Below are 16,552 nucleotides of genomic sequence, written 5' to 3'. Positions count from 1 at the left end.
GGCGACGTGCCTATTAGTCCTTGTTGCCGGTGAGCTCTTTGGCGTTGGCGGTGAAGTCGGCAAACGACGAACCCGCTCTGGTGTCCTTGTGATGACTCAGCGCCCGAATGGAGACGTCGTGACCCTCGGCGGCCTTACGCAACGCGCCGACCGTCGCCTGCTCCTGCGCGATGTGGGTGAACGGGTCGAACGAATACCAGCGCATCGCGTTCTCGTAGGTCATCTTCTTGATCTCGTCGTCGGGGACGCTGTTGATGGACAAGACATCCCAGAGCTCCTCCGGCGCGCCCGGCCACATCGAGTCGCTGTGCGGGTAGTCGGCTTCCCAGCAGATGTTGTCGATGCCGATCATGTTGCGCAGCGCCACACCTACCTTGTCGCTGATGAAGCAGGTGAGGAAGTGATCGCGGAATACGTCGGACGGCAGCTTGCCGCCGAAGTTCTGATGCGTCCAGGTCGAGTGCATCTCGTAGGTACGGTCGGCGCGCTCCAAGAAGTAAGGGATCCAACCGGTTCCGCCCTCGGACAGGGCGACCTTGAGGTCCGGGAACTCCTTGATGGGCCGCGACCAGAGCAGGTCCGCGGCGGCCTGCACGATGTTCATCGGCTGCAGCGTGATCATCACGTCCATGGGGGCGTCGGGCGCGGTGATGGCCAGCCGGCCCGACGATCCGATGTGCACGTTCATCACGGTGTTGGTGTCGCACAAGGCTTTCCACAGCGGGTTCCAATACGAGTCGTGGAAGCTGGGGTAGCCCATGGCGGCCGGATTCTCGGTGAAGGTCAGCGCGTGCACACCCTTCTTGGCGACGCGTCGCACCTCGGCGGCGCACGCCTCGGCATCCCAGATCACCGGTATCGCCATCGGGATGAACCGCGCCGGGTATGCGCCGCACCATTCGTCGATGTGCCAGTCGTTGTAGGCCTGCACCAGCGCGACCGAGAAGTCGTGGTCCTCGGTGGCGAACAGACGCCCGGCAAACCCGGGGAACGACGGGAAGCAGATGGACGCCAGGATGCCTCCGGCGTTCATGTCTTTGACGCGTTCATCGACGTTGTAGCAGCCCGGCCGAATCTCATCGAGGCCCTGGGGTTCCAGCCCGTACTCTTCTTTGGGCCGCCCGGCCACCGCGTTGAGTGCCACGTTGGGGATGACGGTGTCGCGGAACTTCCACATGTCCGAACCATCGGAGTTGTGCACCAGCCGCGGCGCATCGTCCTGATACTTCTTCGACAGATGGTTCTTGAACATGTCCGGCGGCTCGACAGTGTGGTCGTCGACGCTGATCAGGATCATGTCTTCTTTGTTCATGGCCGTCCCTTCCATCGGATCCACCGGATCGATTACAGCTTCGGCGAATCGCTGTGCCGCGCCAAGATCACTAAAATGAAAACTATCTTCTCGTCAAGCGAGAATCAACATTCAGGTGTCGCAGGGACGAGCCGCACCCGCCTGACCAGGGGTCCGACGCGCCGGTGAATTGCCCACCTCCGGACGACAATGCGGTGAGGTAGAGCCGGGCTGGACAGGTCGGCACGATGGCGACCCTCGCGTTTTCCGGGTAAAGCAGGCGCCGCGCCGACCGGGTGAGCCAAGCGCGGTCCGCACCTGCCCCAGAGCAGCACGCCGGCATTGACCAGGCGCGCGTTTCGTGCCAGTCTGTTAGTTACAAATGAGAATATCATTCTCTTTCACCGAGAGGACACTGCTGATGCGCTTGCAGCCGCTCCCCGCCGACCAGTGGGACGAGGCTACCCAGCAGGCACTCTCGGCTATGCGTGGAGCGGACACCAACAACGCGCTTTCCACGCTGGCTCACCACCCGGCGCTGGCCAAGGCGTTTCTTCGCTTCAACGTCCACCTGTTGATGTCGTCGACGCTGCCGGCTCGTATCCGAGAACTGGCGATCCTGCGGGTGGCGCATCGTCGTCAGTGCGCCTACGAGTGGTCGCACCACGTCAAGATGGCCAAGGACGAGGGCATCACCGACGACCAGATCGCCGCGGTGCAGCGTGATGCCGGCGAGGACGCCGGCCACTTCGACGCGTTCGACCAAGTCGTGATCACCGGGGTTGATGAACTCGACGAGAAGTCTGAATTGTCCGACCAGACCTGGGCGGCGCTGGGCGAGCGCCTCAACGACCAGCAGCGCATGGATTTCGTCTTCACGGTCGGCTGCTACGCCCTGCTGGCCATGGCGTTCAACACTTTTGGCATCCAGCTCGAACACGCCGAACAGCACTGACGAGAGAGGTAAGAACCTTGCCGCACTTCCCCAAGCCAGCCGCCGGCAGCTGGACAGAAAATTACCCCGAACTCGGGACCGCCCCGGTGGATTACACCGACTCGATCGATCCGGCATTCTTCGAAGCCGAGCGCGAGGCGGTGTTCAAGAAGACCTGGCTCAACGTCGGCCGCGTCGAGCGCCTGCCCCGCACCGGTAGCTACTTCACCAGAGAACTGCCATCGGCCGGCAAGGGCACGTCGGTGATCATCGCCAAGACCAAGGACGGGTCGGTCAAGGCGTACCACAACGTCTGCCGCCACCGCGGAAACAAGCTGGTGTGGAACGACTTTCCCAACGAGGAGACCTCCGGCACCTGCCGGCAGTTCACCTGCAAGTACCACGCGTGGCGCTACAGCCTCGACGGTGACCTGACCTTCGTACAACAGGAAGAAGAGTTCTTCGACCTCGACAAGAGCAACTACGGCCTGGCGCCCGTCCGCTGCGAGGTGTGGGAAGGCTTCATCTTCGTCAACTTCGACGACAACGCGGCACCGCTGATCGACTATCTCGGGCCCCTGGCCAAGAGCATTGAGGGCTACCCCTTCGGCGAGATGACGGAGACCTACACCTACCGGGCCGAGGTCGGCAGCAACTGGAAACTGTTCATCGACGCGTTCATCGAGTTCTACCACGCGCCGATCCTGCACCAGGGCCAGTACACCAAGGAAGAAGCCGCCAAGATCCAAAAGTTCGGCTACGAGGCGCTGCACTACGAAGTGGCCGGCCCACACAACCTGCAGTCGACCTGGGGTGGTCAGGCACCGCCCCCGGACATGAGCATGGTGAAGCCGATGGACCAGGTGCTGCGCAGCGGATTGTTCGGTCCGTGGGACAAGCCGGAGATCATCGAGAAGCTGGAGCTCCCGCCGGGTGTCAACGTGAAACGGGTGCCGCAGTGGGGCATCGACTCGTGGCTCTTCTACCCGAACTTCATGCTGCTGATCTGGGAACCGGGTTGGTACCTGACGTACCACTACTGGCCGACGGCGGTGGACAAACACATCTTCGAGTCGTCGCTGTATTTCGTGCCGCCGCGCAACGCGCGCGAACGCCTGGCCCAGGAGTTGGCCGCCGTGACATTCAAGGAGTACGCGCTGCAGGATGCCAACACCCTGGAAGCGACCCAGACCATGATCGGTACCCGGGCCGTCAAGGAGTTCCTGCTGTGCGACCAGGAAGTGCTGATTCGTCATCTGCACAAGACCACCGGTGACTACGTGAAGGAGTACCAAAGCAATGGCGCTACCGTCTGAATTCGCGGCCCTGGAGCCGTATTTGGATTGGGATCTGGCCACCGAGCCCGAACGCTACGCCAAGCGGCTTGCCTCGACGATGGCCGAGATGCAGGAGTTCTACGACGTCGGGTTCCCGTTGCTGAATGACGTGATCGCCTACTGCGACAAGTACCCGCTGGACGACCTGCCGGACGACGCGAAGACTCTCATGCACCTCATGCAATCCTTGGTCATGGTGTCTTTCCCGATTGAGGCATGGAAGCAGCCGCGCGTCCCCGACAGCGGCGCGGCGTGGGTTGAAGTGCTTCGGGAACCGGTGATCTGACGTTGTCCGACGCCCTTCGCACAAGCGGTTCATCGCAGCTGACGCTCAAGGCCGCCGGGCTGCTCGACATCGATGCCGGTGAGATCGTTCGGCCCGGCATTGTGCGGATCGAAGGCGATCGGATCGTCGGTGTCGGGGGTTCGGGTCCGGAGGGCCCGAAAGACTCTGTAGTCGATCTGGGCGAGGCGATCCTGCTGCCCGGGTTGATGGACATGGAGGTCAACCTGCTGATGGGCGGGCGCGGCGAGACGCCCGGACTGTCCCAGGTGCAGGACGACCCCCCGACGCGGGTGCTGCGCGCGATCGGCAATGCCCGACGCACGCTGCGCGCCGGTTTCACGACCGTGCGCAATCTCGGTCTGTTCGTCAAGACCGGTGGCTACCTGCTCGACGTCGCCCTTGGAAAGGCCATTGACGCGGGGTGGATCGACGGGCCCCGCATCGTCCCGGCCGGCCACGCGATCACGCCCACCGGCGGGCACCTGGACCCGACCATGTTCGCCGCATTCATGCCGGGCGCACTTGAGCTCACGGTCGAAGAGGGCATCGCCAACGGAGTCGACGAGATCCGCAAGGCGGTGCGATACCAAATCAAGCACGGCGCGCAATTGATCAAGGTTTGCGTTTCCGGCGGGGTGATGTCGTTGACCGGCGAGGCTGGCGCACAACACTATTCGGACGAAGAACTGCGCGCGATCGTCGACGAGGCGCACCGGCGCGGGCTACGCGTCGCTGCGCACACGCACGGAGCGGAAGCGGTCAAGCACGCGGTCGCGTGCGGTATCGACTGCATCGAACACGGCTTCCTGATGGACGACGAGGCCATCCAAATGCTGGTCGACAACGACCGGTTCCTGGTTACCACCCGCAGGCTCGCTGCGGCGATGGACGTGTCCCGCGCACCGAAAGAGTTGCAGGACAAGGCCGCCGAGATGTTCCCGAAGGCGAAGACCTCGATCAAGGCCGCCTACGAAGCAGGTGTGAAAATCGCCGTCGGCACCGACGCGCCGGCGATACCGCATGGCCGCAACGCCGACGAGCTCGTCACCCTGGTCGAGTGGGGCATGCCGCCATTGGCGGTGCTGCGGGCGGCGACCATCACCGCGGCCGAGCTGATCAACTCAACCGATCGGGGGCGGCTCGCGGCGGGTGAGCTTGCCGATATTATCGCGGTGCCGGGAAACCCGTTGGAAGACATCACGGTTACCCAGCACGTCAGTTTCGTCATGAAAGGCGGCAAGGTCTATGTCGACACCAGAACAGGCCAAGAGCGAACCAACCAGAACTGACGACCTGGTCGAGATTCAGCAACTGCTCGGGCGCTACGCGGTCACCATCACCCAGCAGGACATCGAGGGTCTCGTCGCCGTCTTCACCCCTGACGGCACCTACAGCGCCTTCGGCGAAACCTACAGCCTGAACCGCTTCCCGGAATTGGTGTCCGCGGCACCAAAGGGCTTGTTTCTCACCGGAACCGCGGTGATCGACCTGGACGGGGATGCGGGCACCGGCACCCAGCCGCTGTGCTTCATCGACCACGCCACCCACGACATGCGGATCGGCTACTACCGCGACACGTATCTGCGAACCGCCCACGGCTGGCGACTCAAGACCCGCGCCATGACCTTCATCCGCCGCAGCGGTGTGCACGACTCCGGACGCCCGCACGCGATCGGGCGTCCCGCCGGCGACTCTGCGGCCCAGGCAGCGACTTAAGGAGCCGGACCAATCGACAGTGCGGTGAATGTCGCGCAGTTCCGGGCCGACCTGCGCGCGTGGCTCGACGACAACGATCTGACCCCGGAGACCGATCACTCGCTGCAGGGGCACATGCGGCAGTTCGCCCGGGTCAGCCGTGCGCTCTATGACGCCGATTGGATGCGGTTCGGCTGGCCGGTCGAGGTGGGTGGACTGGGTGGTCCGGCCGTGCTGCGCGCGATCGTGGGTGAAGAGGTGGTGGGTCGCCGCCTCGCCGAACCCGGCCCCTATTCGATGCTCGAGGTACTCGCGCCTACGATGATCGATTACGCGCCCGCGGAGCTCGCCAAAGAAATGGTGCCGCGACTGCTCAGTGGCGAAGAGCAATGGTGCCAAGGCTTTTCCGAGCCGGGGTCGGGCAGTGACCTGGCATCGCTGACCACTCGCGCGACGCGGCAAGGCGACAACTGGATCGTCAACGGGCAGAAGGTCTGGACCAGTTTCGCGCAGTTCTCCACCCGGTGTGTCCTGCTTACCCGCACCGCGCCCGGGCACGACGGAATCACCGCGTTCTTCGTCGACCTCGATACTCCGGGCATCACCATCCGTCCGCTGCGGACGATGCATGGTGTGGACGAATTCTGCGAGGTGTACTACGACGACGTGGTGATTCCGGCCAGCCGGATGCTGGGCCGGCCCGGGGACGGCTGGCGGCTGGCCATGGACCTGCTGCCCTATGAGCGTTCCGCCTGCTTCTGGCAGCGAATCGCCTACCTCTATTCGCGTTTCGACGACCTGATCACCGCCGCATCCGAAACCGCCGATCCCGACGAATTCGCGCTTGGCGGAGCCTATCTGGCGCTTCACACGTTGCGCTGCCGGTCGCGTGCCACGCAGCACCGGATGCGCGACGGCGCCCGACTGGGACCGGACACCTCCATCGACAAGGTGCTGCTGGCCTCCGCGGAGCAGCGGCTCTACGACACGGTTCGCGACGTACTGCCCGGGACGCTCGAAATTGAAGACACACCGTGGCGTTCGGAATACCTGTACTCACGCGCCGCGACGATCTACGGCGGCACCGCCGAGATTCAGCGCAATATCATCGCCCGCCGGCTGCTCGACCTCGGGAAGGAGTGAACCATGGCCCCTTCCGCAGACACCGAGTCGGACGCCGAATCGCTGCGCCTGCTGGCAGAGTCGTTACGGACGACGATGAGCGCCGCCTCGGGAGCCGAGCTCGACGCGGCGCTGACCGACCTCGGCTGGCGCGACATGCTCGACGAAATGCCCGCTATCGCAATCCCGCTGGTGTTCAAGCTGCTCGGCGAGACCGGGGCGCACGCGCCCCTGCTCAACGACGTGGTGCTGTGCGCAGCTGGGGATGCGCCCGGGGGCACCCTGCCGTTGCCGTTCGCCGGCGGCTCCTGGGTGCTATGGGAGCGCCGCGATCACTGGAACTCGGCGATCGACGAGCAGCTGCCGATACATCCTGTGCCGCAAGAGGATCCCTTGCCGCCTGCCGCGCTACATGCGGGCTGGCGAGCCCTGGGGTGGTGGCTGGTCGGCACCAGCCGCGCCATGCTGTCGCTGGCACGCCAACACGCAGTGGACCGGGTTCAGTTCGGCCGGCACATCAGCTCGTTCCAGGCGATCCGGCACCGCCTGGCCGAAACCCTCGTCGCGATCGAGGGCGCCGAGGCGACACTGCAGGCCGCCACCGAATGCGACGACCCGCAGGGACTGGGTTCCCTGCTGGCCAAGGCCGCGGCCGGTCAGGCGGCGCTGACCACCGCACGCCACTGCCAGCAGGTGCTCGGCGGTATCGGCTTCACCGCCGAACATCCGCTGCACCACCACATCAAGCGGTCGTTGATTCTCGACGGGCTGCTGGGTAGCTCGCGAGAATTGACACGCCAGGCCGGAAAAGCGGTCGTGGCGACCGGATCCGCGCCACGGCTCACGCAGCTGTAACGGGTCGCCCGCGGGTGCCCGTCGTCGACCATGCGACGCTTCGGGCATGCGGGAACGTGTGCCAGCGCCTTCAGAGGCCACTTGATGGTCGGCCGCTGCCGGTCGTAAGACCGAAGGAGCAGACTGGGCGGGGCGGCCAACCGGCGCCGGCCGTCAGCCCGAGGAGGTTGGGACGTAATGAGTCACCCCGACGCACCACAAAACCAGGTCGGCGTCGCCGCGGTGCTCCTGGGCCTGATCGGACTCCTCACCTGCTGGCTGCTGCTTGGGGTGCCCTTTGGTATCGCGGCGGTGGTCACGGGCGACGTCGCCCGGCGCAGGGTCGCCCGCGGCGAGGCGAGCAATCCCCGAACGGCCGTGGCCGGAATGGTTTTAGGGGCGATTGCAATAGTGGCGGGTCTCATCGCAATCGGCTACTACGCCCGGCTCGACGCCCGGAACCACTGACGCGGATCAGTTGCGTGGTAGCCCGAGTACGCGTTCGGCGATGATGTTGCGCTGAATTTCTGACGTACCACCGGCGATGGTCGCGGCGAAGGTGCGCGTGTACCGGTCGAACCAGCTGCCGTAGTGGCTGTCCAGGTTGAGCGGGGCGAACGGGGCGGTGACCCCACGCAGGGCCAGCCCGTCGCCGTCCTTGGCGCTCAGCGCGTCCTCGCAGGCGCGTTGCATTGCCTCCGAGCCGAGCAGCTTGAGCACCGACTGGGCGGGTACGTCCTCTTCGCCGCGCGCGGCTTTGGCCAGCGTCGCCGACCCCAGTAGCCGCATCGCGTAAAAATCCATCACGAGCGTCGCGTAGCGATCCCGCTGCACGGGTCCCAAGGGACTGGACTCGACGGTCAGCGCGTGCAGCATGTCTGCGTAGTCCAGCCACAGCATCGCGCGTTCGTGGCCGAGCGAACCCGTCGCGACGCGCCAGCCCGCGTTGAGCTCACCCACCAAGTTCTCGGCCGGCACTCGTGCGTCGGTGAAGAAGACCTCGTTGAAGTCGACGTCTTCGATGTCGCCCATCGAGGCGAACGGGCGCCGCATCACACCGGGGGTATCGGTGGGAATCAGTAAAGCGCTGATGCCCTTGTGCTTTGGCGCGTCGGGATCGGTGCGCACGAATGTCAACAGCACGTCGGCGTGATGGGCGCCCGATGTCCACACCTTTTGCCCGTTGACGACGAAGTGGTCTCCGTCGAGCACCGCGCGCGTCTTCAACGACGCGAGATCCGAGCCCGCGCCGGGTTCGCTCATCCCCAGCGCGGCGGTGATCTCCGCGCGCAGAATCGGCACCGCCCAATGCTGCTTCTGTTCGGGCGTGCCGAACGACAGCAACGACGCCGCGATGATGCCCACACCTTGGGGATTGAAACTCTGATAGATCCGCCGGCGTGACAACTCTTCCTGGTACACGTATTGCTGCAGCAGCGTCGCGTTGCGCCCGCCGAACTCCGGCGGGTTGCCGGGCTGTAGCCACCCGCTGTCGAACAGCAGGCGTTGCCAGCGGCGTGCCCACTCCGGGATGTCCGAACTCGACCGCGGCCGCACCAATGCCTGCGCCTCGGAAGGCAGATGGTCGTCGAGGAAAGCGACGAATTCGGCTCGGAACGCCTCCACGTCGGCGTCAAACGTCAGCTGCACAGCACTTCCCGAGTGGTCCTGAGCACACCCGCGCCGGCGGGAGATCAAGGTTTCCGTCGCCGACGCGGTTCACTCTTGCGATTAAGCTTCCATACACACGTCTAAGAGAATAGTATTCTCGCGGTACGAAAGTTACAATCTCCGACACGTGATCCGTGAGGGGGTCGAGCGCAGCGATGTCACGGCGTTCTCCGGTAGAGTCCAACCATGTTCTCCCCACGCGGCAATCACCTGAGGCGGCCGTGACCAGTCCAAGCGAAGAGCCGGCCTGGAAGCAGCGTGCGGTCGAGCGGTCCATCAAGACGGCGAAATTACGCGCGGCGCAGCGTGTTCAACGCTTCCTCGACGCGGCCCAGGCCATCATCATCGAAAAGGGCAGCACGGACTTTACCGTGCAGGAGGTCGTGGACCGCTCCCGCCAGTCGTTGCGCAGCTTCTACCTGCAATTCGACGGCAAGCACGAGCTGCTGCTGGCGCTCTTCGAGGATGCGTTGAGCCGATCGGCCGACCAGATCCGCGCCGCCACCGAAAACGAAGCCGATCCGCTGGAGCGGCTGCAAGTCGCCGTTGAGCTCCTTTACGAGGCGTCCCGTCCCGATCCGACGGCCAAGCGTCCGCTGTTCACAGACTTTGCTCCCAGGCTATTAGTCACCCATCCGGCCGAGGTAAAAGTCGCACACGCGCCGTTGTTAGTGTTGCTGACGGAACTGATGGAAGCGGCCGACGAGGCCGGCAAGTTGCGCAACACCATCAACCCCAAGCGGGTGGCCGCCATGACCATGCAGACCGTCATGTTCATCGCACAATCCAGCGGCGGGCCCGACGACGCGACGACCAAGCCCATCACCGCCGAAGAGGTGTGGGATTTCTGCTCCCGCGGATTCGTCGCGTAGTACGACCGAGCGCACCGCGTTCCCAGCGCATCTCACGATGAGCGAATAACGCACGCCGGTTGCCGGTGAGAATGAGATTCTCTAATATCTAGAACCACAAATAGCCGAAACGGATTCGTCATTGACACCCGTTACGGCTGAATGACAGAGTTCAAAGACGGCAAGGCCCGCGGTCCTCCGAACGCGATTGTTCTCCGCGCAGGCGTGCCGATCAGATCAAGTCAGGAGTTGAGGTAGCCATGACCGGACGTGTTGAGGGCAAAGTCGCTTTCGTCACCGGAGCGGCACGCGGTCAGGGCCGTAGCCACGCGGTGCGGTTGGCCCAGGAGGGCGCCGACATCATCGCTATCGACATCTGCAAGCCCATCCGCGAGGGCGTCGTGGACACCGCGATCCCGGCATCGACACCCGAAGACCTCGCCGAGACCGCCGACCTGGTCAAGGGACACAACCGCAGGATCTTCACAGCCGAAGTCGATGTGCGCGACTACGACGCACTCAAAGCGGCGGTGGACAACGGCGTCGAACAGCTCGGCCGGCTCGACATCATCGTGGCCAACGCCGGAATCGGCAACGGCGGCGAAACCTTGGACAAGACCAGCGAAGAAGACTGGACCGAGATGATCGACATCAACCTGGCCGGGGTGTGGAAAACCGTGAAAGCCGGTGTGCCGCATCTTCTGGCCGGCGGCCGCGGTGGATCCATCATCCTGACGAGCTCGGTGGGCGGCCTCAAGGCCTACCCGCACACCGGCCACTATGTCGCGGCCAAGCACGGTGTCGTCGGGCTGATGCGTGCCTTCGGAGTTGAGCTGGGACAGCACATGATTCGCGTCAACTCCGTGCACCCGACCCACGTCAAGACACCGATGCTGCACAACGACGGCACCTTCAAGATGTTCCGCCCGGACCTGGAAAACCCGGGCCCCGACGACATGGCGCCGATCTGCCAGCTGTTCCACACGCTGCCGATCCCCTGGGTTGAGCCGATCGACATCAGTAACGCGGTGCTGTTCTTCGCCTCGGACGAGGCCCGCTACATCACCGGCGTGACCCTGCCGATCGATGCGGGTAGCTGCCTGAAGTAGCCGCTAGAAGGGACTGCTGTTGGACTGCCATTCCGCCGATTCGGGTCGCGGCCCGTAGCGGCGGATGTAGTCCTCGTGCATCCGCGCCTGTTTGCGGCGGGTGATCACGTCGACCAGGTTCGGGTCCAGTCCATGAACTGCCAGCCGGTGCCGGCGCCAGACCTTGTTCAGGGCAAGGGTTATCAGCAACGCCCAGATGTAGAGCGGTGCGGTCATCTCGGTGTGGACGTAGAGCGAGGCGGGCAGCAGCCAAAACGGAGCGAGGACCAGCAGGGGCGGTATGGCCCACCGGATCATGTGCCGGCGGACGGCTCCGTCCCCGGCCAGATCGCGCGCGACCCAGCTGCGCATCGAGTTGGGTAGTCGTCGGCCGTAGGCATAGCCGATGCGCTGCCAGAGATTGGGCTTGGCGGCGGTCATGGTGGCTCCTCAGGGGTGATGTCAGGATTGCAATGCGCCGGCCGCCACGGCGGCGGCGTTGATGCGGGTGAGGACCTGATGCAGGTTCCCGAGTTCGGCCAGCTCGACTCCCAGACGCGCCACGACGGCAGACGGAATCTCAAGTGCCCTCTCCCGCAAGGCGATTCCGCGCTGTGTGAGCGTCACGTCGGTGGTGCGCTCGTCGGCCGCATTCTTGGCCCGAGTGATCAGGCCCTGTCCCTCCAAACGCTTGAGCATGGGCGACAATGTGGCGGAATCCATCTGCAACGCTGCGGCGATTTGCTTGACCGACAGCGGGAACCGGTCGGCCCCGGGGGTCTTGCGGTGATCCCACAGCGCCAGCATCACCAGGTATTGCGGATGGGTCAGGCCGAGCGGCTCCAAGAGCGGCCGATACACCGCCAACACCGCGCGGTTGGTCGTCGCCAGCGCGAAGCACACCTGGTGCTCGAGCGCCAGCGGATCGATTTCGCGCGTTGCCGAAGCGGCCATATTCGTATGGTGCCCTAATAGTTAGGGTGCTATCTACATGATGTCTCTCACAGGTCGACTAACGCGAGTAATACGCTCGGAATCTATGGACGATTTCCAGGGACGCGGTGCAGTCATCACCGGTGGTGCAAGCGGCATCGGGTTGGCCACCGCCACCGAATTCGCCCGCCGCGGCGCCCGCCTGGTGCTGGCCGATGTCGACAAGTCCGCGCTGGAACGGGCCGTGGCGCACCTTGAGGCCGAGGGGTTTGACGCGCACGGGGTGACGTGCGACGTGCGGCACCTCGATCAGATGGTTCACCTCGCGGATGAGGCGTTCCGCCTGCTCGGCCAGGTCGACGTCGTCTTCAGCAACGCCGGCATCGTCGTCGCGGGCCCGATGGCCCAGATGAACCACGACGACTGGCGTTGGGTGATCGACATCGATCTGTGGGGTTCGATCCATGCCGTCGAGGCGTTCGTGCCGAGGCTGATCGACCAAGGGAAGGGCGGACATATCGCGTTCACCGCGTCCTTCGCCGGCCTGGTGCCCAACAACGGCCTCGGGACCTACGGTGTTGCCAAATACGGCGTCGTCGGTCTCGCCGAAACGCTGGCCCGCGAGGTCAAGCCCAACGGCATCGGGGTGTCGGTGCTGTGCCCGATGGTGGTGGAGACCAAGCTGGTCTCCAATTCGGAACGGATTCGTGGCGCGGACTACGGGCTGTCAGCGACTCCTGAGGGGGCCTTCGGGCCACTGCCGACGCAGGACGAGGCGGTCAGCGCCCACGACGTCGCCCGGTTGACGGCCGACGCGATTCTGGCCAACCGTTTGTACATCCTGCCGCACGGGGCGGCACGGGATTCGATCCGCCGCAGGTTCGAGCGCATTGACCGAACCTTCGACGAACAGGCCGCCGAGGGCTGGACGCGCTAGCGCGTCGGGCCCAACCGGTAGTCGCCGGTCTGGGGGTCGTGATACCAGCCGCTGGCAGCATGGGTGCCGCCGTCGACGTGTAGCGTCTGGCCGGTGAGATAGAGCGACATGTCGGAAGCCAGAAAGACTGCGGAGCCAGCGATTTCGTCCACATGGCCGGGACGCCCCAGCGGCACGATGTCGGCCATCGCGGCCGCCGCTCCGTCGCTGTTGAGTGCGGCCAGGCCTTCGGTCAGGGTGATGTCGGGCGCTATCGCGTTGACCCGGATCCCGTGCGGCGCCAACTCGAGGGCCGCGGTTTTGGTGTAGTTGATGACGCCGGCCTTGGCCGCGGCATAAGCCGCGTATCCCGGCGCGGCACGCACGCCTTCGATCGAGGTCACCGAGATGATGCTGCCACCAACACCGGCGGTCACCATCTGCCGGGCAACTCGCTGGGTGCACAGCAGCACGTGGCGCAGGTTCGCCTTATACAGTGCGTCCCAGCCGTTTTCGCTGGTGTCCAGCAAGGGCGAGGAGAACACACCCCCGACGTTGTTCACCAGGATCGTCGGCGTGCCCAGTTCCGCACTGGTGTGTTCCAGCGCGGCATCCACCTGGCCGCTGTCCCGGACATCCGTGACGATTCCCAGGGCGCCAATCGATTCCGCTGCCTGAGTACAGGTTTGCGGGTCGCGTTCCCAGATCGCCACCCGGGCGCCGAATGCGGCCATCCCGGCCGCGATACCGCGACCGATGCCCGCTCCCCCGCCGGTCACCACCGCGACGCGACCGGTGAGCAGAATGTCGGCGGGATCGATCGCCATCGTCGATCAGCTCCTTGCGTGCATGGTCGGCGCGCTGCCGATCACCCCGTCGCCTTCCAGGCCGGCGATGTCCACATCGGACAAGCCCAGCCCGGAGAGCAATTCATGGTTGTGCTGCCCCAGCAGCGGCGCCTGCTCGGTGTGGAACTTGCGGGGCCCCGCTGAGAACCTCATCGGCACGGTGCTGAGCCTAGCCGGGCCGTTGACCGGGTGATCGACCTCTTCGAAGAAATCCCGGAACGCCAACTGTTCCAGCTCGGGTTGACGGTGCGGCTGCATGACTTTGGCCACCGGCACGCCCGCGTCCCAGAGGGTTGCGACGATTTCGTCGCGGCTGCGGTGCTCGCACCAGGCGGTGAGTTGCTCGTCGATCTGATCCTGGCGCATGCGCCGGCCGGTTTCGGTCGAGAGCTTGGGATCGGTTGCCCAGGGGGGTGATCCGAGTGCCCCGCACAGCTTTTCCCACTGATCGTCGGTGGCCACCGCGATGGCGACCCAGCTGTCGAGCCGGCCGAACTCATCGATGTCGGCGCTGAGGTAGAGGTTCTGCGGCGCGGCGGTCGGTCCCCTGTTGCCGGCGCGCTCCAGCAGGGCGCCGTATGCCGAGTACTCGATGACCTGCTCGGCGGAGATACTGAGTGCGGCATCCACCATCGCCGCTTCGACGAACACACCCTCGCCGGTGCGACGCCGGTGCTCGAGCGCCAGCAGTATCGCGTTGAGCGCGTGCACACCAGCGCATGCGTCGCCGATCGAATACGGGTCATACGGCGTGCGATCCGGGTAGCCCGTAAGCCAAGTCACGCCGGACGCGGCTTCGATGACGTAGGCGAATGCCGGGTTGTCACGCCACGGTCCCTCGAGGCCGAATCCTGGCATCCGCACCATCACGGTGTCCGCCCGAATCGATTGAACGGCAGCGAAATCCAGCCCGATCTGGTCCAGCACCCGCGGCGTGAAGTTCTCCACGACCACGTCGCACGTTGCGATGAGCTCGCGCAGTAATTCCCGGCCTCGCGGACTCTGCAGGTTCAGGGTCAGGCCCTTCTTATTGGTGTTGAGGGCCTCGAAGATCGGCGACCTTTCCCACCACTGGTCTTCGGTGATCGGCACGCCGGCGATCATCCGCGTGCCGTCGGGACGACGGGTGGACTCGACATGGATGACCTCGGCACCGAGCATGGCCAGCGAATGGGTGCAGCAGGGACCCGCCCAGAACGTCGTCATGTCCAGCACCCGAATGCCGCTGAGCGGCAGCGTTTTCCCGACACCGCCCGGCGCCGGGCGCGCCGCGAGATGCGCGGCGCGGTATTGCGCGGTGTGCTCGCCCAACCGCGGTGCGGGCTGCGCCCGGCGCAGTTGCGCGGGCCGCATGCGATACGGGTGGCTGGGCTGCTGGAAGCCGTCGCGTGGATTGCGCACAAACGAATCGCGCTCTACGAATTGATCGAACGAGGTGACGTTGGCGCCGGTGGCGACCGGCGCGTTGGGGATACGGAATGCCGAGGCCAGGTCCCGGATTTCATCGACCTGGGTGCTGGCCAGCCAGGCGAGGATCTCTTCGGCGTGGATGTTGGCCTGCTCGGTGATCGACAGCGGTGACTGTTCATCGATCCACTCCGGGTGACCCACCATCGCGCACAGGTCGAACCACTGCTGCGCCGTCCCGCACCCGAGATCCACCAAGCCATCTTTGGCCTGAGCCACCCCCGGTATGGTCGGCCGCCGGGTGTCACGCCACGGTCGTCCGAGCACGTCGAAGTAGGAGACCGGGTAATAGGTAAGGCAGAGAATCTGTGTTTCGAGCATCGACAGGTCCAGCAGTTCACCTGCTCCGCCATCGATTCGGCGCCAGCGGGACGCCAGGGTGGCCGCGCTTGCGTAGACGCCGGCCAGGTACTCGCCGACCTGACCGCCGACGAAGACGGGCGGACGCTCCTGCTCGCCGCGGCCGAGCCCGACAATCCCTCCCGACCACGCCTGCAAGGTGAACTCGGTCGCGGCGCGGTCTCGCCATGGGCCTTCCAGCCCGAATGGCGTAATCGAGGTGACGGTGAGATGCGGGTGGCGGCCGAGGATGGCGCGCGGCGTGAAGGCCGGATGCTCGACGACTTTCGAACCGGCAGACCAGATCACCGCGTCCGCGGATGCCAGTAACCGGTTCACCAAATCGGTGTCGTCGTCGCTGGCCGGATCGGCGACGACGCTGTGTTTCGCCCCGGCCAGGAAGCTGAACAAGGCACCGTCATCCCCGGGTGGGATGGCGGCACCCGAGGCCGACCACGCGCGCAGCGGATCACCCTCGGGGGATTCGACTTTCACGACGTCGGCGCCGCCGTCGGCGAGCAACTTGGTGCAGTAGGCGCCGGCGATACCGGTGGACAGATCGATCACCGTATAGCCGTCAAGCGGTGGTTCGACGCGACGTTGCGTCACTATTTCTTTCTCTTCGCTTTGGTGTCCTTGTCGGCACGCGCCTTCTTGCGGGCCTTCTTGCTCAGACGCCATTCCGCGTCGCGTATCCGCATCACCTCGACCAGATCCGCACCCGAACCGAGGTCGTCGCCGGCTCCACGAACCACCAACACCTTGATGTCGTCGTCAACGCCGGCGCAGTGCAACAAATCCGCACACCGCACGCGGGCGGCGATCGTCGGCGCGTTGAGGTAGTCCGGTCGGTCGAACGTGATCGTGGCGATCCGCGTCTTGGCGTCTTTGTCGTACCGAATGATCTCTTCGGCCGAGGGCTCTGACGGATCAGGCATGG

Annotated in this window: 17 protein-coding genes and 1 pseudogene; 11 read left to right on the top strand and 7 right to left on the bottom strand. The window is 65.0% G+C overall.

Annotation, left to right across the window (positions count from 1 at the left end; all coding sequences use genetic code 11):
* Positions 1-13: 13 nt before the first annotated feature.
* Positions 14-1,312 carry an amidohydrolase family protein gene (locus tag A5782_RS20025; RefSeq protein ID WP_067103857.1) on the bottom strand — a complete coding sequence of 433 codons (1,299 nt, stop codon included), beginning with the start codon at positions 1,310-1,312 and terminating at the stop codon, positions 14-16.
* A 400-nt stretch (positions 1,313-1,712) separates the two neighbouring features.
* On the opposite strand from A5782_RS20025, the gene A5782_RS20020 reads away from it, so the two are divergent.
* The 8 genes from A5782_RS20020 (at position 1,713) to A5782_RS19985 (ending at position 7,967) form a co-directional block, all read left to right on the top strand.
* Positions 1,713-2,246, top strand: a complete 534-nt coding sequence (locus A5782_RS20020; protein ID WP_067103816.1) for a carboxymuconolactone decarboxylase family protein — start codon at positions 1,713-1,715, stop codon at positions 2,244-2,246.
* A 17-nt stretch (positions 2,247-2,263) separates the two neighbouring features.
* Positions 2,264-3,541 carry an aromatic ring-hydroxylating dioxygenase subunit alpha gene (locus tag A5782_RS20015; protein ID WP_067103815.1) on the top strand — a complete coding sequence of 426 codons (1,278 nt, stop codon included), beginning with the start codon at positions 2,264-2,266 and terminating at the stop codon, positions 3,539-3,541.
* Positions 3,525-3,848 carry a hypothetical protein gene (locus tag A5782_RS20010; protein ID WP_067103814.1) on the top strand — a complete coding sequence of 108 codons (324 nt, stop codon included), beginning with the start codon at positions 3,525-3,527 and terminating at the stop codon, positions 3,846-3,848. Before A5782_RS20015 ends, A5782_RS20010 begins: the two co-directional genes overlap by 17 nt.
* A 2-nt stretch (positions 3,849-3,850) precedes the next feature.
* Positions 3,851-5,137 (top strand): amidohydrolase family protein, encoded by a 1,287-nt coding sequence (locus tag A5782_RS20005; protein WP_197694285.1) that lies wholly within the window; start codon positions 3,851-3,853, stop codon positions 5,135-5,137.
* On the top strand, positions 5,094-5,564 hold the full coding sequence (locus A5782_RS20000; protein ID WP_067103813.1) for a nuclear transport factor 2 family protein: 471 nt from the start codon (positions 5,094-5,096) through the stop codon (positions 5,562-5,564). Before A5782_RS20005 ends, A5782_RS20000 begins: the two co-directional genes overlap by 44 nt.
* A 24-nt stretch (positions 5,565-5,588) precedes the next feature.
* Positions 5,589-6,686 (top strand): acyl-CoA dehydrogenase family protein, encoded by a 1,098-nt coding sequence (locus A5782_RS19995; RefSeq protein ID WP_067103812.1) that lies wholly within the window; start codon positions 5,589-5,591, stop codon positions 6,684-6,686.
* A 3-nt stretch (positions 6,687-6,689) separates the two neighbouring features.
* Positions 6,690-7,520 carry an acyl-CoA dehydrogenase family protein gene (locus A5782_RS19990; RefSeq protein ID WP_067103811.1) on the top strand — a complete coding sequence of 277 codons (831 nt, stop codon included), beginning with the start codon at positions 6,690-6,692 and terminating at the stop codon, positions 7,518-7,520.
* 177 nt (positions 7,521-7,697) lie between these two features.
* Positions 7,698-7,967 carry a DUF4190 domain-containing protein gene (locus A5782_RS19985; protein WP_067103810.1) on the top strand — a complete coding sequence of 90 codons (270 nt, stop codon included), beginning with the start codon at positions 7,698-7,700 and terminating at the stop codon, positions 7,965-7,967.
* A 6-nt stretch (positions 7,968-7,973) separates the two neighbouring features.
* Here A5782_RS19985 and A5782_RS19980 read toward each other — a convergent pair whose 3' ends face one another.
* Positions 7,974-9,149: an acyl-CoA dehydrogenase family protein gene (locus A5782_RS19980; RefSeq protein WP_067103809.1), complete on the bottom strand. Its 1,176-nt coding sequence runs from the start codon at positions 9,147-9,149 to the stop codon at positions 7,974-7,976.
* Between the two features lie 242 nt (positions 9,150-9,391).
* Between A5782_RS19980 and A5782_RS19975 the strand changes: the two genes are divergently transcribed.
* Together A5782_RS19975 and A5782_RS19970 are read left to right on the top strand one after the other, a co-directional pair.
* On the top strand, positions 9,392-10,042 hold the full coding sequence (locus A5782_RS19975) for a TetR/AcrR family transcriptional regulator (protein ID WP_067103808.1): 651 nt from the start codon (positions 9,392-9,394) through the stop codon (positions 10,040-10,042).
* Positions 10,043-10,281: 239 nt separating this feature from the next.
* Positions 10,282-11,130, top strand: a complete 849-nt coding sequence (locus tag A5782_RS19970; protein ID WP_067103807.1) for a mycofactocin-coupled SDR family oxidoreductase — start codon at positions 10,282-10,284, stop codon at positions 11,128-11,130.
* A gap of 3 nt (positions 11,131-11,133) precedes the next feature.
* On the opposite strand, the gene A5782_RS19965 is transcribed toward A5782_RS19970, so the two are convergent.
* A complete protein-coding gene (locus A5782_RS19965) occupies positions 11,134-11,550 on the bottom strand; it encodes a DUF5313 domain-containing protein (protein WP_067103806.1) in 417 nt (138 codons plus the stop codon).
* Positions 11,551-11,571: 21 nt separating this feature from the next.
* A complete protein-coding gene (locus A5782_RS19960) occupies positions 11,572-12,063 on the bottom strand; it encodes a MarR family winged helix-turn-helix transcriptional regulator (RefSeq protein WP_067103805.1) in 492 nt (163 codons plus the stop codon).
* 85 nt (positions 12,064-12,148) lie between these two features.
* Here A5782_RS19960 and A5782_RS19955 point away from each other — a divergent pair, with 85 nt between their 5' ends.
* Entirely contained in the window at positions 12,149-12,979 is an 831-nt protein-coding gene (locus A5782_RS19955; protein ID WP_067103804.1) for an SDR family NAD(P)-dependent oxidoreductase, read from the top strand.
* Here A5782_RS19955 and A5782_RS19950 read toward each other — a convergent pair.
* From A5782_RS19950 to A5782_RS19940, 3 genes and pseudogenes are all read right to left on the bottom strand, one after another.
* Positions 12,976-13,785, bottom strand: coding sequence for an SDR family NAD(P)-dependent oxidoreductase (locus A5782_RS19950; protein ID WP_067103803.1), 810 nt, complete (start codon positions 13,783-13,785; stop codon positions 12,976-12,978). The two genes, A5782_RS19955 and A5782_RS19950, sit on opposite strands and share 4 nt — an antisense overlap.
* Positions 13,786-13,791: 6 nt before the next feature.
* Complete coding sequence (locus A5782_RS19945) at positions 13,792-16,221, bottom strand: CaiB/BaiF CoA-transferase family protein (protein WP_067103802.1); 2,430 nt, start codon at positions 16,219-16,221, stop codon at positions 13,792-13,794.
* 74 nt (positions 16,222-16,295) lie between these two features.
* Positions 16,296-16,550: pseudogene (locus A5782_RS19940) on the bottom strand (enoyl-CoA hydratase/isomerase family protein); the annotation flags it as partial.
* Positions 16,551-16,552: the final 2 nt, after the last annotated feature.

It is taken from the genome of Mycobacterium sp. 852002-40037_SCH5390672 (genome assembly GCF_001665875.1).
Lineage (GTDB): Bacteria > Actinomycetota > Actinomycetes > Mycobacteriales > Mycobacteriaceae > Mycobacterium.
Note: the sequence above shows the minus strand (reverse complement) of the source record. Positions and strands in the feature narration are given on the sequence as shown.